At 59.4% G+C, this 20,275-nt stretch carries 21 protein-coding genes and 1 tRNA gene; 18 read left to right on the plus strand and 4 right to left on the minus strand.

The window, feature by feature from the left end:
* Window positions 1–23 precede the first annotated feature (23 nt).
* From ABSG47_RS03270 to ABSG47_RS03285, 4 genes are all read right to left on the minus strand, one after another.
* Window positions 24–785 carry a copper homeostasis protein CutC gene (locus ABSG47_RS03270; protein ID WP_424166326.1) on the minus strand — a complete coding sequence of 254 codons (762 nt, stop codon included), beginning with the start codon at window positions 783–785 and terminating at the stop codon, window positions 24–26.
* A 356-nt stretch (window positions 786–1,141) separates the two neighbouring features.
* Window positions 1,142–3,376 (minus strand): glycoside hydrolase family 3 C-terminal domain-containing protein, encoded by a 2,235-nt coding sequence (locus tag ABSG47_RS03275; RefSeq protein ID WP_424166328.1) that lies wholly within the window; start codon window positions 3,374–3,376, stop codon window positions 1,142–1,144.
* 131 nt (window positions 3,377–3,507) lie between these two features.
* A complete protein-coding gene (locus tag ABSG47_RS03280; RefSeq protein ID WP_424166331.1) occupies window positions 3,508–4,638 on the minus strand; it encodes a glycoside hydrolase family 18 protein in 1,131 nt (376 codons plus the stop codon).
* Entirely contained in the window at window positions 4,622–6,256 is a 1,635-nt protein-coding gene (locus ABSG47_RS03285) for a rhamnogalacturonidase (protein WP_424166333.1), read from the minus strand. Before ABSG47_RS03285 ends, ABSG47_RS03280 begins: the two co-directional genes overlap by 17 nt.
* A 185-nt stretch (window positions 6,257–6,441) precedes the next feature.
* Between ABSG47_RS03285 and ABSG47_RS03290 the strand changes: the two genes are divergently transcribed.
* The 18 genes from ABSG47_RS03290 to rplI all read left to right on the plus strand — a co-directional run bounded on the left by ABSG47_RS03290 (window position 6,442) and on the right by rplI (window position 20,224).
* Window positions 6,442–7,734, plus strand: a complete 1,293-nt coding sequence (locus ABSG47_RS03290; protein WP_424166335.1) for a hypothetical protein — start codon at window positions 6,442–6,444, stop codon at window positions 7,732–7,734.
* A 307-nt stretch (window positions 7,735–8,041) separates the two neighbouring features.
* Complete coding sequence (locus ABSG47_RS03295; RefSeq protein WP_424166338.1) at window positions 8,042–8,755, plus strand: response regulator transcription factor; 714 nt, start codon at window positions 8,042–8,044, stop codon at window positions 8,753–8,755.
* Complete coding sequence (locus ABSG47_RS03300; protein ID WP_424166341.1) at window positions 8,752–10,101, plus strand: sensor histidine kinase; 1,350 nt, start codon at window positions 8,752–8,754, stop codon at window positions 10,099–10,101. Before ABSG47_RS03295 ends, ABSG47_RS03300 begins: the two co-directional genes overlap by 4 nt.
* Window positions 10,102–10,225: 124 nt before the next feature.
* On the plus strand, window positions 10,226–10,579 hold the full coding sequence (locus tag ABSG47_RS03305; protein WP_424166344.1) for a hypothetical protein: 354 nt from the start codon (window positions 10,226–10,228) through the stop codon (window positions 10,577–10,579).
* A 260-nt stretch (window positions 10,580–10,839) separates the two neighbouring features.
* A complete protein-coding gene (locus tag ABSG47_RS03310; RefSeq protein ID WP_424166346.1) occupies window positions 10,840–11,196 on the plus strand; it encodes a hypothetical protein in 357 nt (118 codons plus the stop codon).
* 444 nt (window positions 11,197–11,640) lie between these two features.
* On the plus strand, window positions 11,641–12,183 hold the full coding sequence (locus ABSG47_RS03315) for a P-loop nucleotide/nucleoside kinase family protein (RefSeq protein WP_424166348.1): 543 nt from the start codon (window positions 11,641–11,643) through the stop codon (window positions 12,181–12,183).
* Window positions 12,184–12,402: 219 nt separating this feature from the next.
* Window positions 12,403–12,594: a 50S ribosomal protein L28 gene (rpmB, locus tag ABSG47_RS03320; RefSeq protein ID WP_058188674.1), complete on the plus strand. Its 192-nt coding sequence runs from the start codon at window positions 12,403–12,405 to the stop codon at window positions 12,592–12,594.
* A 138-nt stretch (window positions 12,595–12,732) separates the two neighbouring features.
* Window positions 12,733–13,650 carry a hydroxypyruvate isomerase family protein gene (locus ABSG47_RS03325; protein ID WP_424166352.1) on the plus strand — a complete coding sequence of 306 codons (918 nt, stop codon included), beginning with the start codon at window positions 12,733–12,735 and terminating at the stop codon, window positions 13,648–13,650.
* Window positions 13,651–13,689: 39 nt separating this feature from the next.
* Window positions 13,690–13,950, plus strand: coding sequence for an AbrB/MazE/SpoVT family DNA-binding domain-containing protein (locus ABSG47_RS03330; protein WP_424166355.1), 261 nt, complete (start codon window positions 13,690–13,692; stop codon window positions 13,948–13,950).
* Entirely contained in the window at window positions 13,947–14,345 is a 399-nt protein-coding gene (locus ABSG47_RS03335) for a type II toxin-antitoxin system VapC family toxin (RefSeq protein WP_424166358.1), read from the plus strand. Before ABSG47_RS03330 ends, ABSG47_RS03335 begins: the two co-directional genes overlap by 4 nt.
* A 53-nt stretch (window positions 14,346–14,398) precedes the next feature.
* A complete protein-coding gene (locus ABSG47_RS03340) occupies window positions 14,399–15,469 on the plus strand; it encodes a 4-(cytidine 5'-diphospho)-2-C-methyl-D-erythritol kinase (protein WP_424166361.1) in 1,071 nt (356 codons plus the stop codon).
* Window positions 15,470–15,565: 96 nt separating this feature from the next.
* Window positions 15,566–15,639 (plus strand) — tRNA-Gln (locus ABSG47_RS03345).
* Window positions 15,640–15,747: 108 nt separating this feature from the next.
* Window positions 15,748–16,845, plus strand: a complete 1,098-nt coding sequence (locus ABSG47_RS03350; protein WP_424166364.1) for a ribose-phosphate diphosphokinase — start codon at window positions 15,748–15,750, stop codon at window positions 16,843–16,845.
* Between the two features lie 239 nt (window positions 16,846–17,084).
* Window positions 17,085–17,750: a 50S ribosomal protein L25 gene (locus tag ABSG47_RS03355; RefSeq protein WP_424166367.1), complete on the plus strand. Its 666-nt coding sequence runs from the start codon at window positions 17,085–17,087 to the stop codon at window positions 17,748–17,750.
* 3 nt (window positions 17,751–17,753) lie between these two features.
* Window positions 17,754–18,389 (plus strand): aminoacyl-tRNA hydrolase, encoded by a 636-nt coding sequence (gene pth / locus ABSG47_RS03360; protein WP_424166370.1) that lies wholly within the window; start codon window positions 17,754–17,756, stop codon window positions 18,387–18,389.
* Window positions 18,390–18,561: 172 nt separating this feature from the next.
* A complete protein-coding gene (gene rpsF / locus ABSG47_RS03365; protein WP_424166373.1) occupies window positions 18,562–19,050 on the plus strand; it encodes a 30S ribosomal protein S6 in 489 nt (162 codons plus the stop codon).
* Window positions 19,051–19,187: 137 nt separating this feature from the next.
* Entirely contained in the window at window positions 19,188–19,559 is a 372-nt protein-coding gene (gene rpsR / locus ABSG47_RS03370; protein WP_424166376.1) for a 30S ribosomal protein S18, read from the plus strand.
* Window positions 19,560–19,723: 164 nt separating this feature from the next.
* Window positions 19,724–20,224 (plus strand): 50S ribosomal protein L9, encoded by a 501-nt coding sequence (rplI, locus tag ABSG47_RS03375; protein ID WP_424166379.1) that lies wholly within the window; start codon window positions 19,724–19,726, stop codon window positions 20,222–20,224.
* Window positions 20,225–20,275: the final 51 nt, after the last annotated feature.

Here is a 20,275-nt window from a genome sequence, read left to right on the forward strand (position 1 = left end):
CTCGCGTTTGGGATTGGTGGTCCTCAGCGCCGCGCAAAGGACTGCTCGGCCGCAATGCCATCGAGCGTCTGCCTCAGCGCGCGCACATCGGCTTCGCGCACCACGTAGCGCGCATGGTCTTCCGCATGCGCTCCCAGCACCACGCGCGGATTCCAGTAGCGTGACGCACCTGGAGTCCGCGCGCCCAGCGATGTGTGTACCTCTTCCACTCCAGTCGCGTGTACAAAATCGTGCACGTTATTACGCCGCACGCCGCCGCCGGCCAGAATCGCGATCCTGCCGCGCGCGGCTTCGACAAGCTGAGCAATGCTGGCGGTCCCGCGCACAATGTCATGCTCTCCGCCGGAGGTAAGAAGGATCTCCGCGCCCAGCTCAATCACGTCTTCCAACGCCCGATTCAGATCGCGCGTCACATCAAAGGCGCGATGAAAGGTAATCCTGAGCGGCCGCGCCGCAGCAATCAGCTCCGCGGTAGTCGCCATGTCCACATCGCCATCCGGCGTAAGCGCGCCAAGAACCACGCCATCGACGCCCAGGATGTGCGCTTCCTTCACGTCCTCGAGCATGGTTGTCACTTCACTCGGCGTGTAACAAAAGTCGCCGCCGCGCGGACGAATCATGACATGAACGCCAACGGAGACAGCCGTCCGTACCGAGCGGATAAGGCCGGCGCTGGGAGTGATCCCGCCCTCGCGCAGCGCCGAGCAAAGTTCAATGCGATCCGCCCCGCCCGCCTGGGCTGCAATCGCTGATTCAACCGAGTCCACACAAACTTCAAGCAGCATGATTCTGTATCGATTCCTTGGGCCGACCCGACCGGTATAGATATGGAAAGCCGGCCAAAAAGTTTTCGGGGAAGCGGCGACCACGGATAATCGGTCGCCTTTAGAAAGTGTACCGCGCCGAGAACTGCGGGTGCCGTTCTACAGAGCGGATCTGGTTCTACTGCACAATCTGTCCAAATCCGGCCTGTCCAAATCCGGCGTCGCCGATGCCGTGTCCAGATTGCCGTAGCTGATGATATTAAAGACGTTGAAGGCATCGAATTGGAAGCCCAAAAGTGCTTGCCGAAGAGACGAAAATCCTTCATCCGCGACATATCCACGTTCTGGAAGCCCGATCCGCTTTTGTAAATTACGGCCTATTGCACCTTCAGGTTCGCGCTGGCCGGCAGGTCTGCGGACGAACCGCCCGCCATCAACCGCACCTGCTCAGCTTCCACGCGAAAGTCCTTCGTCTTCTCATCCCAGTAGGCCAGCGCGCTCGCCTTCAGCGGAATTTCAACCGTCTTCGTCTCGCCCGGCGCAACCGACACACGCTTGAAGCCTTTCAGCTCCTTCTGCGGCCGCTCCACCTTTGAGCCAAGGTGCTTCACATACAACTGCACCACGGCATCGCCCGCGCGGCTTCCAGTATTGGTCACATCCACGCTCACCGTCACCTCGCCGCTCTTCGCCACCTGCGGCGTGCTGGTCCGCAGATTCGCATACTTGAAGGTCGTATAGCTCAGCCCGAATCCAAACGGATACAGTGGCTCGCCGTTGAAGTACATGTAGGTCTTGCCGTGGCGAATGTTGTAATCCATCATCGGTGGGAGCTGATCGAGCGACTTGGGCCACGTCTCCACCGTGTGGCCGCCGGGGTTGTAATCGCCAAAGAGCACCGAGGCCAGCGCCGTGCCCTCATCCTGCGAGGAGTGCGTTATATGCAGAATCGCCGGCACATTCTCCTGGCTCCAGTTGATCGCAATCGGGAAGCTTGAAACCAGGATCACGACAACCTTCTTGTTCACCTCGTAGACCTGCTTCACCAACTGCTCTTCTGTGGTGTCCAGCCGCTCACGGTCGCGGCCCTCGCGGCCATCGCTTGGGTTGGTGCAGGGAAATGTCCCGTTGTCATCCCAGTCGCGCGGCATATCCGGCCCGCACTTCGGGTCGTTCCCAATCACTACCACCGCCACATCCGACTTGCGCGCAGCCTGCACCGCAGCCTGCCCCAGCTCGCTCGCCGCATAGTTCACCTTCACATTCGGTCCCACCGCCGCGGTGATTCCAGCCAGCGGCGTCACCTTGTACGGGGGCGTACCGCCATACCAGTCCCACTCCACCGAATCCGCCAGCGGACCAATCACTGCAATCGACTTGATCCCATCTTTCTTCAGCGGCAAAAAGTCCTTGTCATTCTTGAGCAGCACCACGGACTCAAGCGCCGCCTTCTTCGAAATCTCCTTGTGCTTATCGCCGTTCCAAGGCTCGCCGCCAGCATCGGAGCCGCCCTTGATCTTCGAGTACGGCACCATCTCCGGCGGGTCCAGCAATCCCAGCCGAATCTCCGTGCGGAACTTCAGCCGCAGCAGCTCGTCAATCTCACCCTCCGTGATCGAACCATCCTTTAGAGCAGCCTTGGTCTCGTCCGACCACTTATCCAGGAACTGATTGATGCCCGCCTTGAGGCATGCCACCACCGCAGCCTTCTGGTCGGCATACAGGTGCCTCTTGTCCCACAGCAGCTTCACCGCGCCGCCGTCGCTTGAGAGAATCTCCACGCCCCACTTGTCGCGCAGAATCGACTTCAGAATCGGATTCACCGCCATCGTCGTGCCGTTCCACGCGTTATAGCTCGCCATCACAGCCTTTGCGCCGCCATCCACAAAACCCATGCGGAACGGTACCGAGTAATACTCCCAGAAGAGCCGGTCGTCAAAGTCCGACGAGGTTATGCTGCGGCCATTCTCGTTGCTGTTCGCCAGAAAATGCTTCAGCAGCGCCGCTGCCTGCCAGTACTTCGGATCGTCGCCCTGCAGCCCGTGAATAAACGAAACCGCCATTGTGCCGTTGAAGAACGGGTCTTCGCCGTAGACCTCTTCGCTGCGGCCCCAGCGCGGATCGCGCATCAGGTCGCTCTGCGGTCCCCACGTCATGAGAATCTGCCGGTTGTACTGGTCTGTTTGCGTGATGTAGCGCGCCTCGTAACCCTGTACACCGCCCTCCGCGCGCACCATCTCCGGATCCCACGTCTCGCCCATGCCCGGCGGCTGCGGAAACTGCGTCGTCGTAATCGGCGGCCTGTTCGGTCGCGGGTCGCGCTGCACCACGCCATGAATGCCTTCGGATGAGCCGATATTCGGCACACCCAGCCGGTACACGGCGGTCTGCGTTCCCAGGCAAGCCACTTTCTCATCGCTCGTCATGCGCTTCAGCAGATCCGTGATGCGGTCTTCCATTGGCAGCTTAGGATCGGCAAAGGGATACTGTTGCCGCGTCTTGGCCAACTCATCCGATGGGGGCTGCGGCGGCAGGGGAGTTCTGGCAGCCTGTGCCTGTGCAACAACGGCGGAAAACGTAAAACAGAGCAAAGCAGCAAGAGGCTTCTTCATTACCGGCGATTCCTATATGTGAATTTCAGACGCAGCAAGCCTACCACGCACGAATTGCGCTCGCATATCGATTTTCTTCGCTGTTATGGAATGGAATTTAACTTCGAGCCTGGTTCAAGTTCCGCTACGCGCTACTGCGTCGCCTTCAACCCCAGCGCCGCATCCACAGCGCCCAGCAGCGTACCATTCGCATCCGACTCGTAGCTCCAGAACATCACTCCACCCAGCTTGCGCTTCAATACATAGCTGCCCTTCGCCGCAATCGATTCCGGGTCCTCATACGAAACGAAAATCTTCTTGTCCGCGTTGTAGAGATAAGGCGCATCGGAGGTCGCATCCCAGTAGCGTGTAAACCCGTGGTCCAGCATCGTCGCCGCAATCGCGCTATACGGCGCAAACGCATGCGGAATCGGCTTGCCCGGCTGATACAGTCCATTCGCCGTGGCCTCAACCTGGCCCCAAACATGCCCATAAAACGGCAGCCCCAACAGGATCTTCTCCGCCGGCACGCCCGCCTCTTCGAACGCTTGCACAGATGTATCGGCAGAGACCTTCTGCGGGTCCGCAGGATTGGTATACAGCGGCGCATGATGCCCGGTAATCGGCCCTGAATCCGGCTCGTAGTAGTCGTAGCACATCAGGTTTACCGTATCCACAATCCGCGCAACCTTCGCCATCTCCGTGTTTGCCAGAAATTCATTCGATGCGCCTGCAGCAATCGACAGATACAGCCGCCTGCCGGTCCGCTTCGTGTCGGCGTCAAAGCGCTTTCGCAGCTCTGCCAGCAGCAGCGTAAAGTTCTGCTTATCCTCGGCGCGAAACTTGTGTCCCGCGCCCGCCGATCCCGGATACTCCCAGTCAATGTCGAGCCCATCCAGATGGTAGCGGCCCAGGAAATCCATCACGCTGTCGATAAACACAGCGCGGCTCTCCGTAGTAAGCGCCACATCGGAGAACCCGCCAGACCAAAGCCATCCGCCCACAGAAATCAGTACCGTCAGCCGCGGATTCCCCTTCTTCAACGCATTCAGCGTCGCAAAGTTCTCCGCATCATGCTTGAATCCCGTCACCATGCGGCCATTTTCGATATTGGCAAAGGCATAATTGATGCCCGTCAGCGCCCGCACATTCACTTGCGCCGCATCCAGCTTCGCATCCTGCGGAAAGAGATACGCCCCCACAATCGGCTTGCGCTGCGCCTCAGCCTGCACAGCCGCAAAGACCACCATTGCCCCCGCCAGCCACTTAAACCACCTTGTCATCCGCATGCTCCATCGTCGCATCCGCATAGTGCTTGCAGCCAAATACGCGGAAATCCGCCACATTCTTCAGCCGAAACTGTCCCGCCGTCTTGCGCCCCGGAAACTTCATGCGAAAGAAATCCGCGCCGTCCACATCTTCCAGATGAAATGCAGGCCGCGCATCCTCACGCTCCGTGGCAATCTCCACGTTGCTGAACTCCACGTTCTTCGCATGCCGCGCATAGAACCCCGTTGCGGGCAGATCGCCAAACATCCGCGGGTCGGGATATTTTTCCGCATTCTCCGCCGGGTTGATCGCAGCCATCGCCGCATCCGCGCCGCCCACCTGGTGCAGATACACATCGCTGATTTTGATGTCCTCCACCGGATGCCCCTCAACTCCGGCAAGAATCGAAGGCAGTTGTGACGCGCCCGAGCTTGTCACATTGCTGATGATCACGCGCTTCAGCGAACCAACCACCGTCTCCGGCTTTGGCCCGCGCAGCCTTGAGCCCAGCCGCAGAAATATCGGAGCAGAATTAATATTCCGCATCGTCACGCCGGTAAAGGTAATGTCTTCCACCACCGCGCCGTCTTCTGTCTCCAACGCAAATCCCTGGCAAGCTTCAAAGACGCAATTCGTAATCGCAATGTTGCGGAATCCGCCATTCGACTCCGTGCCCAGCTTGATGCGCCCCGTGCCCCAGGCGCGGCCATTCGTATTCAACGGCTTCCACGTCCCATCCAACAAGGAACCCAGCGCATAACCGGCAGTCACAAAGCAATTCGCAATCGTCACATTCTCCGTCATGCGCGCCTCGCCCAGCGCATACGAGCTCTTCGGGCAGATCGCGTCGTCCCACGGCGAATTCACCGTGCAGTTCGACACGCGCACATTCTTGCAGCAGTCAATGTCAATCCCATCGCGATTCGTATCGATCTTCAGATTGTCGATCGTCAGATTATCCACGCCCGTCGCCAGAACCCCGAACCATCCGCCCTGCAGAATCGAAAAATCGCTCAGAATCACGTTGCGGCAGTTCTTCAGCGCAATTGCCTTGTTGCCCACACCCGGCGCAGTCGTGTTGGGCAGCGCCTTTTCATCATGCCCGCGGCTCAGCCCCTTGCCGTAAATCAGCCCCGGCCCAAAGATGCCAAAGTCATGCAGATTCTCGCCCCAGATCAAACTGTTGTGCCAGTGATTGTGGCCGTAATCCTGGAACGGCTCCCACGCACCCTGCGCCTCAGCCGCATCGTAACCGCCGCTGGTCATCCCTTCATACGGCGTCGGCGCGGCCAGTATCGTCGCGCCTTGCGAGAGATACAGCGCCACATTGCTCTTCAAATGAATCGAGTAGCAGGCATACACGCCCGCCGGAAAAATCAGCGTCCCGCCGCCACCATTCGCCACATAATCAATCGCCTTGTTCACAGCCGGCGTATCAATCGTCGTGCCATCACCCTTGGCGCCAAAATCCCGCACACTGAAGATTCCCGGCCAACCTTCGCGATCGATCCGTCCCGTCTTCTGCCCCGTCGCCTGGGCCGGAACCAGCATCGCCGCACTCCCGGCCACACCCAGCCCCGCCATCCGCAAAAACTCTCTGCGAAACTCCTGCATCTTCGGCTCCCTCGCCATTGAAATTGTTTCCGCGGAAACATCAGAGCAGGTCGGTGCGGAGCAGTGCAAGCAGGAGCCATGCCAGCGGCTGGGGAAGGTTTGTGGATCGAGTCAAATCGCAGGTGTGGTAAGATTCAGCGGAACCTCGAAAGCGTCCGAAATTCTCCTCATTTTAGTCCCCCCACACACACAGGAGGTACGGTATGCCGGACCCGCAAACCGACAAGTCACGCGCTGCTTTCCACCAGGAACTTCTGGCCAAAACGATCGCAATACGCCAGCGCGAAACCGATTACAAAGAGGAAGACCTTAACCCGCAGCAGATTGGGTTTCTCCACGCCAAGGCCATGTTGAAGACTTCGCATATCCCCCCGGGCAAGCGTGGCGCCGCCAAGGTGGAAGCGTTGAGAATTATCAGCGCCATGTTAGGTAAGAATACCGAGCTGGCTCGCAAGTTCATCGACTCGTCTTTTGAGGTCATAGTGGTTCCAGCCGATACCCCGTTTACCGCGCTGCCGGAGTTCAAGGCCTCGCCTTCCCTGGTTAATCAGTCCACAGGAGTCGCTCTGTCCATCTCCGAGAACACTTCGGGCCCCTCGCGAACCTGGGGAGAGACCCGGGGGATGGGCGGCATTCAAATTGGAAGTAAGATTTACATCGCAGTCACGGAGGAGAACCTGCTGGGAGCGAACGTCACCGGAGATGCGCTGGCCGCCGGCGGCGCTTGTTACGCCAAGCAGTACTCGACTACCGCCCACGAGTTCGCACATACCATCCATTTGCACGCCATGGACGCCCGCCAGAAGCAAGTTATCGTAGATTGCTACAAAAGAAAGCTGAAGGGAGTGGTGGTCATGGGCGACGGGTCCGTGAGATGCGGCACCGCCGATATAGACGGCCAGATGACCGGCATAGTCACGGGAAGTCCCATACACACCGCCTCTGCCGTGAAGGCGGCGCTGGAAGTCGAATGGGTTGACGGCCCGCGCTTCCATATGACGCCTTGGACCTCGGAAGCGGATATTTATGTAAAGGATAGCGCCAACCAACACGTTGCGGACGGGGGGAATTGGAAGTTCTTCAAGTCGAAATACGCACCCATAACCAACTATGCGGCCTCGAACGCGAGGGAGTATTGGGCGCAGTTGGCCTCCGCTTACCTTGGGTGTAACGGTGGTTCCGACCCATACACTGGCCGCCCCCGCAATAACTCGCGCGCATGGATCATGGGCCACGAGGAAGCCGCAATTTGCAATCTGCTCGATGAAGTATTTTCACCGCACGGTGTTGAAGTGAGCGCGGGCAGCGGATTCGGCGCGGCGTCTATTCCCGATTCGAATACTCAGGCTCCGGGGCCATCCAACACATGGAAGACCATCACGGACCTGATTAACAGTCGTAAACAGGCGCGACTTGCCAAGCCGCCAGCCGCAAAGCCGGGGAACGTTCAGAACCTGAAAAGCTTCTGGGAGAAAGTCCAGAGCGGGGGAAAATAGGCCGTTCGGGATCGGCGTTGCTGTCCCATGCGCTCCAGCTCTTTCACAAACACATAGAAGAGATCAAACGACTTCCAATAGGAATCGACTGTCATAAGCTCGTCCTGCCCGTGCGCGCGGCAGCCGTCGCGCTTCAGCGCAATGCCGGGGCACCCACTCGCGGGAAAGCTATAGCGGAACCCGGGAAGATGTACCCAACAAACAACTGGACGCGAAGCTATGAGAGACTTTCCTCTCAGGGCTACACTTGACTCAGCGCCCGCGTGCGGCCACGCGGACGGCGCTTGCGAGCTGCAACGCAAGACCTATGGAACATTCCGAAAAACAGTCCGCGCTCTCGCTTCTCCTCGTCGATGACGATCAGGAGCTCTGCGGCATGATGACGGAGTTCTTCGCGCTGGCCGGGCACAAGCTCACCTCTGCCAACAATGGCCGCGACGGCCTTGCCGCCGCGCTCAACGGCGCGCACGATCTCGTCATTCTCGACGTCATGCTCCCCGCGCTCAACGGCTTTGAGGTCCTCAAGCAGCTCCGCCGCCGCAAGACCGTGCCCGTCATCATGCTCACCGCGCGCGTTGAGGCGCAGGACCGCATCCTTGGCCTCGATACAGGCGCGGACGATTACCTGCCCAAGCCCTTCGATCCCGATGAACTGCTCGCGCGCATCCGCGCCGTGCTGCGCCGCATGGAGTTCACGCCATCCGGCCCGCAGCAGGAGGTAACTCTCGGCAGCGTCCGTCTCAACACCACCACCCGCGAAGCCTGGGACGAGACAGGCGGCGTGGGCGAGCTGCTTCAGCTCACGGGCATGGAGTTCGACCTGCTCGAGATGCTCATGCGCTCCGCCGGCCGCGTCATCTCCCGCGAAGAAATCACCGCCGCCCTCTTTGAGCGCGAAGCCACGCCTTATGACCGCTTTCTCGACGTCCACATCAGCCATCTCCGCAAAAAACTCCACGATGGCCAAAAGCTGATCCGCACCGTGCGCGGCGTGGGCTATATGTTTACGGGAGCAGAATGATGGCAAGGCGCGTGCGTCAATGGTTCAGCCTCAAATCGCTCGTCGTGGCCACCGTGGTCTCGATGATTGCCATCCTCGCGCTTTCCTTCCTCGTCTTTCAGGCCATCGCCAACCGCATGACCCAGCAGCGAATCGAGCCCACCTTCCAGAGGATGGATGAGGTGCAGCTTGAGAGCGCGCGCTCCGCCTATGAACACCGCGGCCAACAGGGGCTCACCGAATACATGGGCATGCTCGACCGCATCTTTGCGGGCTCCCATTATCTGCTCGATGCGCAGGGAATCGATCAGATCACCGGCGCGGACCGCAGATGGCTGCTTCCCGCCCCGCCCGCCACGCATTCCCGCACCGACGACGGACACGGCCACTGGATCATCAGCCACCGCTCCCAGGACGGCGTCTACTGGTTCGCTGCCGTTGGTCAGTTGGGGCGCATCCATATCTGGACCTTTCTGCCCTACTACTTTCTCGTCCTCGGAGCCACCGCCGTCGTCTTCTGGCTCGCTGCCGTCGGCGTCGTGCTGCCCATTCGCCGCATCGCCTCCACCATCGCTCTCTTCGGCCAGGGCGATCTCACCGCCCGCATCCAGACAAAGCGTCCCGATGAGATCGGCCAGCTTGCACGCTCCTTCGATCAGATGGCAGAGCGCCTTGAAAAACTTATCGTCAGTGAGCGCCAGCTACTCGGCGACATCTCTCACGAGCTTCGTTCTCCGCTTGCGCGTCTCAAGTTCGCCATCAAACTCGCCCGCACCTCACCCGATCCGCAGACCGCTCTGGATCGCATTGAGCGCGACGTCGATCGCATCTCCACGCTCGTCGCCGACATCGTTGAAGTCACCTTTGTCGAAGGCGACCCCGCGCTGCGCGGCGCGGAAAGCGTACCCCTCGGCGATGTCGTGCAGGATGTCGTTCGCGACTGCGCGGTCGAGGCTGAGATCCGCGGCTGCCGCGTTGAGCTTGACGGCGCCATTGCAGGCCACGCTCTCGGAAGCCGCGAGATGCTCCGCCGCGCCATTGAGAATGTTCTGCGCAACGCCGTTCGCTACTCGCCGGAAGGCAGAGTCGTTGAAGTAACGGCCACGGAAACCGAGCGTTGCGCCGTCATCGTCGTTCGCGATCACGGCCCCGGCGTGCCGGAAGCCGCTCTCGTCCGCATCTTCGATCCCTTCTACCGCGTGGAAGAATCGCGCGAAAACAAAAACGGCGCCGGCTCAGGCCTCGGCCTCTCCATCGCGCGCCGCGCCGTGCAGGCGCATCACGGTTCCATCACTGCGGAAAACATGTATCCCGGCCTGCGCGTGCAAATCTCAATCCCTCTTATCAGCGCCCGCCTCACGGCATGATCGCTCTTCGATTACAGTCAAAGCCCTCAATATTTCTTAAGCTGCACGGCCGACAGTCCTGTCGTTTACTGACTCCCAATGTTGCCAGCGTCTCAATCATTCATGGCAACCGAGGAGACTCTCTATGAAGCGCCTGCTCTTCATCGCAATGCTTGCCTTTATTTCCATTCCCGCCTTCGCCGCAAAAAACTCGCAGACCGTTAACCTCCCTGAGGCCGTCACCGTCGGCACCACACAACTGGAAGCGGGCGACTACAAAGTCACCTGGTCCGGCACCGGCTCCAACGTGCAGGTCACGCTGCTCGAAAAAGACAAGTACTCACCGAAACCAGTCACCGTCACCGCCAAGGCCGAAGACGCCACAACGAGCCAGGTCGGCTTCACTGTCGAGCGCCAGGGCAATGTCAGCAAGCTCCGCACCCTCAAGGTGGGTAAAACCACGCTGATCTTCGACACCACCTCAGCCAGCGGTCAGTAAATCTTCCTCCAGCGTTACGCCAGGATGCGCAATGCGGCTTTGCCCGGAAAAAGCTGCATTGCACCCGGCCAGCCACACACGCCAGCACGTTGCTCGCATCCCGTAGCTATCTGTATCCATGCCGTTTATGGTCGAAAATGCATTGATTTTAAAGCACTTAACATTTCTTAAGGTTCATTGTTGACAACCGTATGTTTTACTTGCTCTAATGCCGTACCCCATACGGGGAAAATTAAGGCGGCAGGCTGAGGAGAATCATCATGAAGCGCTTGCTCTATTCCGCGGCAATTCTTGCTCTCGTTTCTGTTCCCGCCTTCGCTGCCAAGAACTCGCAGACCGTAACCATCCCCGAGGCTGTCACTGTCGGTTCCAACCAACTGCCTGCCGGCGACTACAAGGTCACCTGGACCGGCACCGGTTCCGACGTACAGGTCACGCTCATTCAGAAGGACAAGTACTCTCCCAAACCGGTTACCGTTGCCGCCAAGGCAGTGGATGCGACCGAGAGCCACAATGGCTTCACCGTTGACCGCCAGGGCAATGTGAACACGCTCCAGACCCTGCAGCTTGGCAAGACCACGCTCGTCTTCAACGGCGCGCCGGCCAACGGCCAGTAAGCAGTTCTAAGCAGCATTGATTCTTTTGCGGCCGAGCCTGCTTATTTGCTCAGTCGCCAGATCAGCGCCGGCGCAAACCGGTGCTGCCTCCTGAATAAAACTTGTTGTGCTTACCGATCTCCCTTGCCCGCTCATTGCGGGTAAGGGAGTTTTTTTGCGATTGGCCGTACAGGCAACTGCCCGCACCCCGCGCCATTCGCGCGGTGCCGCACCGCTCAGTTTTCCGCGAAGGTGTCAGCCTGACCGTAGCCGTTTTTCAGGCGGCGGGAAGGGATCTGCTTTTGTTGTTGCAGTAGCTTTTTGCTGTTCCTTGTTCCCCTCCGTTTGCCTTACACCCCACCTCGCCTCCACAATCTTCCCATGAACATTCAATGCATCGGCAGCCAACCGCAGGCAGTGGGTCTGTTCGCATGATCCAGTTCAATAGAAGAAAGGGATAAGCTGATGCTCATTGCCTTTGGCGGATACCCTGGAACCGGCAAGACTACCCTCGCCCGAGCGCTCGCGGGCCGTTTGCCTTTTGTCTACCTTCGCATCGACACAATCGAGCAAACGCTTCTGAGCAGCGGAGTGTTGGGAAATGATGTCGGTCCGTCCGGCTATCTCGTTGCTTACGCGCTCGCAGCGGAAAACCTGCGCGTCGGCCGGTCGATCATTGCAGATTCTGTGAATCCGTTGCGGATGACACGCGCATCCTGGGCTGAGATTGCAAGGGAAGCAAAAGTTCCACTGATTGAAGTCGAAATCATCTGCTCGGAAGAGTCCGAACACAGGCGGAGGGTTGAGCAAAGAACCTCAGATATCAAAGGCCACTTCGTGCCTACCTGGGAGACCGTCCAGCATCTGCAATTTGAGCCCTGGAGCACTCCGCATATTGTTCTCGATACGGCGGGCAAGGCAATCGGCAAGGCTCTGGATGAATTGCAGAACCTGATTCTGGAAGCCACACGGCAACACCGTAATCCGGAAGCGGTGGATTCAAACTGAAACATTGTCCAGCGCTGGCAGGATTGCTCGGAAAGCCAGTTCGAGCTATACTGAGAGTTCGGCAAGCCGTGGGCAGAGTGCCATCGTGCGTCTGCGCCCTCGCTGGCAGCTTGGTCCGCCGGCTGAGTTAGGATGCGGCACGAAGCCGGGGTCCCCAGAGCGCGATTTGGGTGCGATGGGGTGGATACGAATTCATCAAAAGGTTTTGGAGTCAAAGTCATGGCACAGGTATGTGATATTTGCGGCAAAGGCCCGCAGTTCGGCAACAACATCTCGCACGCGCACAACGTCAGCCGCCGCCGCTGGAACGTCAACCTCCAGGCAGTTAAGACTCTCGTCAACGGCGCCTCCAAGCGCCTCCGCGTCTGCACCAGTTGCATCAAGACCGGAAAGATCGTCAAAGCGGCGTAGCCTTTCCTCAACTCAGCATTTCCTTTGAAACCCCGCCCATCGGACCAGATCCGGCAGGCGGGGTTTTCGTGTCTCCGCTCGCCTCGAATGCAATCTCGCATAGCAATAAGGTGCATAAATCGCCTAGCATTGCAATGCATGAATCGCCGCGCCTTCGCCCAACTCCTCGCCTCAGCCGCCGCCGGCACTGCTGCCGCGCCAGCCTTGTCTGCATCTGACAGATCCGCACAAAGCCAGCCCGCATCCCGCGCTCAACTGCCCTTTTCGCTCTCCGTCATGCTCTGGACGGTCTTCCGCGGCCTGCCCTTTGAAGACCGCCTAGCCAAAGTAGCCGAAGCCGGCTACACCAACGTCGAGCTGGTCGGCGAGTACAGCCACTGGTCGCAACCCGACTTCGACCGCGCCAACGCCGCCCGCAAGCGCCTCGGCATCCACTTCGACGCCACCGCCGGCCTCCCGCGCGGCATCGCCGATCCATCCAGCCGTGACGCCTTCCTCGCCGATCTCCAACGGGCCCTCACTCCCATGGAATCGCTCGGCTGCCCGGCCATGATCGTCCTCACCGGCAACGTCGTTCCCGGCATTTCGCGCGAAGCGCAACATCAAAGCTGCATCGAAGCCCTCAAACGCGCCGCCTCACTCGTCGAAGGCCGCCAGATTGATGGCCAGCCCGTCCGCCTGCTCCTCGAATGCATCGACCTCGAAGAAAATCCCCACTACTTCCTGCCCTCAGCCGCGGAAGCCATCGAGATCGTCCGAGCCGTCAATCATCCGCAGGTCCAATTCCTCTATGACCTCTTCCACGAGCAGATCGCTGAAGGCAACCTCATCGAGAAACTCCAGAAGCACATCGACGTCATCGGCCTCATCCACGTCGCCGACGTCCCCGGACGCCACCAGCCCGGCACCGGCGAAATCAACTACACCAACATCTTCCGCAAGCTCATCGAACTGAACTACCGTCATACAGTCGCAATGGAATTCCTGCCAACAGGCGACGAAGTCACCGCTCTGCGCGAAGCCCGCCGTCTGGCCGAATCTACGACTGTTCACTAGCGCTTTACTTTTTGCTAAAATGTAAAGCGGGAGCTTCTCATGGACGTCACAGTTAGCAGCAAAAATCAGTTCACCTTGCCTAAAGAAGCGAGAGAGCGCGCAGGCATAAAGGCCGGTGATAAATTGAGGATCTTCGTACGACCGGATGGCGGAATCGTCATTCTTCCAGTGGGACCTGTCACGAAATTGAAGGGCAGCCTGCCCAAAGGCGACAAACCACTAACCATCGAAGAGATGAACGCCGCCATCGAGGAGGGGGCCACGATGCGCTATCGGAGATTTCTGGAACAATCCAAATGATCGGACTGGATACGAACATCGTCCTGCGCTATCTGCGTCAAGATGACCCAGCACAATCACCACGCGTAAATCGTATCTTTGAGCAACAGTTGAGCGTAGAGCATCCTGGATTTATCAGTATCGTCGCGACACTTGAGCTTGTCTGGGTTATGCGGAGTGTCATGAAGCTAACCTCAATGGAAATTGCTGCTCATCTGCAGGAAATCCTCACCACGAAAACACTTACAGTTCAAAATCGGCAGCAAGTATACGAGGCGGTGTGTGCGCTAGAAGACGGCACAGGCGAATTCGAAGACGCTCTCATTGGTGCGCTCAATTCATGGGCAGGCTGTTCCACCACGCTGACCTTCGATCGCAAAGCCGCACGTCTGCCGTATTTTCAGCAACTAGCCTGATCGCTCCGCTCGTCTCTCTGTAACCTGCTCCCCGCACCCTGTACCCTGTAACCATGCCCACGCGGGTCCGCTCCCACGCAAAGATCAATCTCGGCCTCTACATCGGAGCCCCGCGTCCCGACGGCTTCCACGAGCTTGTCACCGTCTACCAGACCCTCGAAATGCATGATTTCCTGACGGTCACCGCCCGCCCAGCATCGCAAACCGCTATCCGAATCACCTCGAACGACACCCGCGTCCCTTCGGACAGCCGCAATACTGCCTGGAAAATCGTCGAGCTAACCCTCCAGACTCTTGAAGCCACCGCCGAAGTCGAAATGCACATCGAAAAGCATCTGCCGGTGCAAGGCGGTCTCGGCGCAGGCTCGGCCAACGCTATCGCCGCGCTCATCGGCCTCGAAAACGAACTGCGTGTCTTGAAAAACGAAACACCGGGTGCCCCAGAGCCTGCTCTGAGCTTGTCGAAGGGTCTCGATTTTGAGACCTGGGATAGCAAACGCCTCGAAATCGCGGCCCGCGTGGGCTCCGATGTCCCCCTCTTCCTCATCGGCGGCACAGTCCTCGGCCTGGACTGCGGCCAGGAAGTCTACCCTTTACCCGACATCGAGCCCACCTGGTGCGTAGTAGCCATCCCGGCCCTCGGCGTCTCCACCCCGCAGGCTTTCCGAGACTGGGACACCCTCTGCGCCGTGCAGGAATTGACCGCAGAGCAAAGCACCGGTAAACTAAAACAGTTGAGCCGTGCCTACGCCAGCGCGTTTGCATCTGGCTCCTCCGGTGTTCCCTCCGCTGATGTAAACATGAGAGAGAACCTGGCCGGACCACAAGAGTCCGCGCTTGTCCGCACCGGGATCCATAGCTGGATCGCAAACGACTTTGAACAGGTCGTCTTTCCCCAGCATCCTTCCCTGCGTGAAATCAAGCGTCTTCTTGCGGCCACCGGCACACCGGAGGCAGCCATCCATGCCTCGCTCTCGGGGTCCGGTTCGGCGCTCTTCGGGTTGTATTCAACTCGTGGAGCAGCGGAAGCGGCAGTAGCAAGACTCGAGCAGGTTCCAGACGTTGCGGCAAGTATCACCCGCACCGTTCCCCGCTCGGTTTACTGGCCAGAAATGCTTGTGTGAAAGACTATTGACAGCGGTCCGTTGGGCACGAAACAGTAACCAACGGGCTGTCGGGCAAATCCTACGAACGAAACAGGTTCGCCGGGGTTGAAGTGTTGGGCGATCGTCTAACGGTAGGACAGTGCCCTTTGGAGGCACTTGTCTAGGTTCGAATCCTAGTCGCCCAGCCAAAATTTGAGTGGTAGGGCAGGGCTTTAGCCCTGCCGCAAAGCACAGTGTTTTACAGTAGCCCCGGAAAAATATCAGCCAAAGCAAACCAGCTTGGAGGGTACAGAGAGATGGATCAGGGAACGTTGACGGTGACATTGGAAGACAAGCGGCAGGCCGCATCGGGCGAAGAGCTAACCGGCAAAGACGGCGCACAGCCCGCCGCAGACGCCAAGGCAAAGGACCCCAAGGCCGTGCCCGAGCGCAAGCGCTCGCGGAACCTGGCTGAGGACAAGCGCTTCAAGATCTTCTCCGGCACCGCGAACCGGCCTCTTTCGGAAGAGATCGCGCGCCACATCGGCGTACCGGTCGGCGAAGCCAAGCTGCAGCGCTTTGCAGACGGCGAAGTCTACTTTCAGTTGCTCGAAAACGTTCGCGGAGTGGATGTATTTGTGGTGCAGCCTACCTGCTATCCAGTAGACCAGCACCTGTTGGAGTTGCTCATTATGATCGACGCGCTCAAGCGCGCTTCGGCGGCTCGCATCACGGTGGTTGTGCCCTACTACGGCTACGCCCGCCAGGATCGCAAGGACCGCCCGCGCGTCGCCATCAGCGCCAAGCTCATCGCTGACCTGCTCACCACGGCCGGCGCCAATCGCGCCCTCTTCGTGGACCTGCATGCGGCGCAGATTCAGGGCTTCTTCAACATCCCCGTGGATCACATCTTCGCCTCGCCCGTTCTGGTCAGCTACTTTCAAAAGCTCACCCTGCCCAATCTCACCGTGGTTTCTCCGGATGCGGGCGGCGTGGAGCGCGCGCGGCACTTTGCGCAGAAGATTGGAGCGCCACTGGCCATTGTGGACAAGCGGCGCACGGACATTAACGTCACTGAGGTGATGAACGTCATCGGCGATGTGCGGGATCACACCTGCCTCATCATTGACGACATCATTGACACGGCAGGCACGCTCGTAAAGACCGTCGATGCCCTCTTTGCCAACGGCGCGACCGGCGTTCATGCCTGCGCCAGCCACGCAGTGCTCTCGGGTCCGGCCATTGACCGCATCGCGGCCAGCCGCCTGGAGCAGCTCGTGGTCACCAACACCGTGCCTCTGCGAGAAGCCGCGCAGAAGCTCGACAAGATCAAGGTGCTCTCCATCGCCGGCCTGCTCGGCACGGCCATTGAGAACATCCATTTGGAGACCAGCGTTTCAACGCTGTTTTCTTAACAGGGGTCAGGGATCAGGTTTCAGGGATCGGTGACCCGACAACAGGAACGCAGCCTGCGGCAGGCGCAGGGCCGGTGGAGTGAGAAGAAGTTTTTCTCACCCCCTGACCCCTGACCCCTGATCTCTGGCTCCAACAAAGGGAGCGGAACGCGACAAAGCTCGCACCAGCTTAATCGTGCTGAAAGCTGATGGCTGACAGCCAAGAGCTGCTTCCCGTGCCCGACAGAAATGAGAGAGAAATGCCTGAAGTAGTCATCGCAAAGCCCCGTGAGGGCAAGTTCAACAAGAACGCCGCCCGCCGTGTTCGCGTCGCCGGCAAGATTCCCGCCGTACTGTATGGCGCAGGCCATGAGGCTGTCGCCGTCGAAGTCGACCCCCGCCAGATCTCGCGCATCCTCTACTCCGAGACCGGCCACAACACCATCTTCGACGTCGATCTCTCCGGCACAGGCACCGCCAAGGCCATGATCGTCGACTGGCAGCTCGATCCCATCAAGGATTCGCTCCTTCACATCGACCTCAAGCGCATTGCGCTCGACAAGACCCTCAAGGTCAGCGTACCCATCCGGATCGTCGGAATTGCAATCGGCGTCAAGGCAGAAGGCGGCATCCTCGACCAGGTGCTCCGTGAAGTCGAGATCGAGTGCTTGCCCGGTGACATTCCGAGCCACATCGATGTGGACGTGACCAGCCTCGGCCTGCACGGCGTCGTCCGAGTCAAGGATCTGGCGCACTCCGACAAGTACAAGTTCCTCGCCGACGAAGAGACCACCGTGGCGCACGTCGTCTCCATCAGGGAAGAAGCTGCTCCGGTCGCGGATGTCGCAGCAGTTGCAGCCCCTGCAGAGCCTGAAGTGGCCAAGAAGGGCAAGACTGACGCCGCAGAAGGCGCGGCGAAGAAGTAAGCCTTGGCCGACACGCAAGAGTCTAGTAATCGCCGCGGCCCATTCCTCGTGGTGGGCCTCGGCAATCCGGGCCTTGAGTACATTTGGACCCCACATAACGCGGGGTTCCTGGCAATTGACCGTATCGCGGAGCAAGAGCGCGTTACGGTAGACAACCGGCGATGCCGGGCCATGACCGCAACCTGCCGAATCGCAGGGCGCGAAGTGGTCTTGGCCAAGCCGGACACATATATGAACCTGAGCGGAGCTTCAGTCGCCGCGCTGGTTCGGGAGTTCGAAGCGGACCCATCGCAGGACCTGCTCGTCATCTACGACGATCTCGACCTTCCGCTGGGCAGCTTCAAGATCAAGGAGCGCGGTTCGCCCGCGGGCCACAACGGCGCCCGCAGCATTACCGGCGCTCTGGCAACGCAGGAGTGGCTGCGGCTGCGCATCGGGGTAGGAGCAAACTTGCCTCCCGAAGCGCTCGCAGCGGGAGCGAGCATCCGCCGCGGAGGCAGAGATTACCTCCTCACGCCGATGCGAAAAGCCGACCTGACGGTCCTCGACGAGGTGCTCGACAAAGTGGCAACAGCCACGCGTCGCATCCTCGAACAAGGGCCATCAACGGCGATGAATGAATTTAACCGGCGCGATTAAACGATCCGTCGGAAGAAGAAAAGATGTACTCCGGCATAGAGCAGCTGATTCGTAATCAGCAGGTCATTGTCGCCGGATGTGAGACACAATATCGGGAACCTTGGATAACGTTCTGTTCACCATCACCTGTCCACTGTTCCCTGCCGCTTTAGCGGCGGAAAGAAGAAACCGGATGTCCCGAGTATACGAAGTAATGTTCATCGTTCGGCCTGATGTGATCGATGAGGATGTCGACAAGCTGATTGCTGGCTATGAAGCCACCGTCACCAATGGCGGAGGAGCTTTCAAGTCCGTCGAAAAGATGGGCCGGCGCAAGCTCGCCTATACCGTCCGCAAGTTCAACGACGGTAACTACATTCTGCTCACCGTTGAGGCCGAGGGCGGTCTGATCGCCGAGCTCGAGCGCCGTCTCCGCGTCTCCGAGCAGGTGATCAAGTTCATCACCGTGCGCACGGATGAGGAAGACAAGCGCATCGCCAAGATCAAGGCCATCCGCGGCACGCGCGTCAAGCGCAGCGCCGAGGTCAGCCCCGCGCCGCCCGCTCCCGCTCAGCCCGTTGCGGCTCAGCCTGCTCCAGTGGAGTCCGCTCCAGTTGAGTCCGCTCCGGTCGAGTCCGCTCCGGCTGCCGAAACCGCCGAGCCCGTCCAGGCCAGCGCTTAACACGGTTCTATTTGTTTTGTAACAGGGCACGACTTTAGTCGTGCCGAGAGACACGAAAATATGTGGGGCTTTAGCTCCTGGGGCATTTCGATAAGCAATACCCCGAACAACGTTCTCACAAGAGAAGAGGAAACATCATGGCAGAGGAAACACAATCCAGGGCGCCCGAGTCGGGCGCAGCACCAGCACCCCAGGGTGGCGGACACGGCGGACATGGCGGACATGGCGGCTCCGAGCGCGGCCCTCGTCCCGGCGGCGGACGTCCCGGCGGTGGCCCCGGCGGACGCGGCAAGTTCTTCCGTCGCAAGAAGGTCTGCAAGTTCTGCACCGAGAAGATCGACGCCATCCCCTACCGCGACGTCCGCCTGTTGCAGGGCTTCGTCGCCGAGCGCGGCAAAATCGTTCCCCGCAGGCTCACCGGCGTTTGCACCAAGCACCAGCGCCGCCTGACCCGCGCCATCAAGCAGGCCCGCAACATCGCGTTGCTGCCTTTCGCAACCAAGCACTAAGGGTAGGCCGGGGTTTTAACCCCGGCAATGTGAGCGGCAAACAACATGGGCCTTCAAGCCCAGGGGTATGCTTCTCGAACTGCCCGAACTAAACGAGATCCGCCGGCATGACGATAAGCCCTTTGAGGGCGTAAAATCGCCTCCGGTATCTGGAGATTTTTGAGATGGAAGTCATTCTGAGAGAAGACGTAGCCAACCTCGGCCATCGTGGAGATGTGGTCAAGGTCGCAGACGGCTACGGTCGCAACTTCCTGCTGCCGCGCAAGCTGGCACTGCAGGCTACCCTTGCCAACAAAAAACAGATCGATGAGATGAAGGCCTCCTCCGTCCGCCGCTCCGCCGCGGAGAAGGTCGTCGCAGAGGAGCAGGCCTCCAAGCTCGCCCCCGTTGTGCTCGTCTTTACCCGCAAGTCGGGCGAAAACGGTCACCTCTTCGGTTCGGTCACCTCGTCGGACATCGCCGCCGAACTCGCCGCCCAGGGCTTCGAGATCGACCGCCGCAAGATCACGATGCCCGAGGCTATCAAGGCCCTCGGCAACTTCGAAGTCAGCATCAAGCTGCATAAGGAAGTCTCCGCTCCGGTCAAGGTCAAAGTCCTCGGCGATGCAGTCGCCGAAGGCGAAGTCCCGGCCGAAGTTGAGGCCGAACAAGCCGCAGCCGAGTAGTTTTCTTCAATTCAAGCTCACATCGCCTCTCGGTTAGCCGAGGGGCGTTCG

This window comes from Occallatibacter sp., assembly GCF_049510455.1.
GTDB lineage: Bacteria > Acidobacteriota > Terriglobia > Terriglobales > Acidobacteriaceae > Telmatobacter.

Coding starts and splice junctions, on each gene's coding strand:
- ABSG47_RS03270 (WP_424166326.1), bottom strand. CDS start 785: ATGCTGCTTGAAGTTTGTGTGGACTCGGTTGAATCAGCGATTGCAGCC.
- ABSG47_RS03275 (WP_424166328.1), bottom strand. CDS start 3,376: ATGAAGAAGCCTCTTGCTGCTTTGCTCTGTTTTACGTTTTCCGCCGTT.
- ABSG47_RS03280 (WP_424166331.1), bottom strand. CDS start 4,638: ATGACAAGGTGGTTTAAGTGGCTGGCGGGGGCAATGGTGGTCTTTGCG.
- ABSG47_RS03285 (WP_424166333.1), bottom strand. CDS start 6,256: ATGGCGAGGGAGCCGAAGATGCAGGAGTTTCGCAGAGAGTTTTTGCGG.
- ABSG47_RS03290 (WP_424166335.1), top strand. CDS start 6,442: ATGCCGGACCCGCAAACCGACAAGTCACGCGCTGCTTTCCACCAGGAA.
- ABSG47_RS03295 (WP_424166338.1), top strand. CDS start 8,042: ATGGAACATTCCGAAAAACAGTCCGCGCTCTCGCTTCTCCTCGTCGAT.
- ABSG47_RS03300 (WP_424166341.1), top strand. CDS start 8,752: ATGATGGCAAGGCGCGTGCGTCAATGGTTCAGCCTCAAATCGCTCGTC.
- ABSG47_RS03305 (WP_424166344.1), top strand. CDS start 10,226: ATGAAGCGCCTGCTCTTCATCGCAATGCTTGCCTTTATTTCCATTCCC.
- ABSG47_RS03310 (WP_424166346.1), top strand. CDS start 10,840: ATGAAGCGCTTGCTCTATTCCGCGGCAATTCTTGCTCTCGTTTCTGTT.
- ABSG47_RS03315 (WP_424166348.1), top strand. CDS start 11,641: ATGCTCATTGCCTTTGGCGGATACCCTGGAACCGGCAAGACTACCCTC.
- rpmB (WP_058188674.1), top strand. CDS start 12,403: ATGGCACAGGTATGTGATATTTGCGGCAAAGGCCCGCAGTTCGGCAAC.
- ABSG47_RS03325 (WP_424166352.1), top strand. CDS start 12,733: ATGAATCGCCGCGCCTTCGCCCAACTCCTCGCCTCAGCCGCCGCCGGC.
- ABSG47_RS03330 (WP_424166355.1), top strand. CDS start 13,690: ATGGACGTCACAGTTAGCAGCAAAAATCAGTTCACCTTGCCTAAAGAA.
- ABSG47_RS03335 (WP_424166358.1), top strand. CDS start 13,947: ATGATCGGACTGGATACGAACATCGTCCTGCGCTATCTGCGTCAAGAT.
- ABSG47_RS03340 (WP_424166361.1), top strand. CDS start 14,399: ATGCCCACGCGGGTCCGCTCCCACGCAAAGATCAATCTCGGCCTCTAC.
- ABSG47_RS03350 (WP_424166364.1), top strand. CDS start 15,748: ATGGATCAGGGAACGTTGACGGTGACATTGGAAGACAAGCGGCAGGCC.
- ABSG47_RS03355 (WP_424166367.1), top strand. CDS start 17,085: ATGCCTGAAGTAGTCATCGCAAAGCCCCGTGAGGGCAAGTTCAACAAG.
- rpsF (WP_424166373.1), top strand. CDS start 18,562: ATGTCCCGAGTATACGAAGTAATGTTCATCGTTCGGCCTGATGTGATC.
- rpsR (WP_424166376.1), top strand. CDS start 19,188: ATGGCAGAGGAAACACAATCCAGGGCGCCCGAGTCGGGCGCAGCACCA.
- rplI (WP_424166379.1), top strand. CDS start 19,724: ATGGAAGTCATTCTGAGAGAAGACGTAGCCAACCTCGGCCATCGTGGA.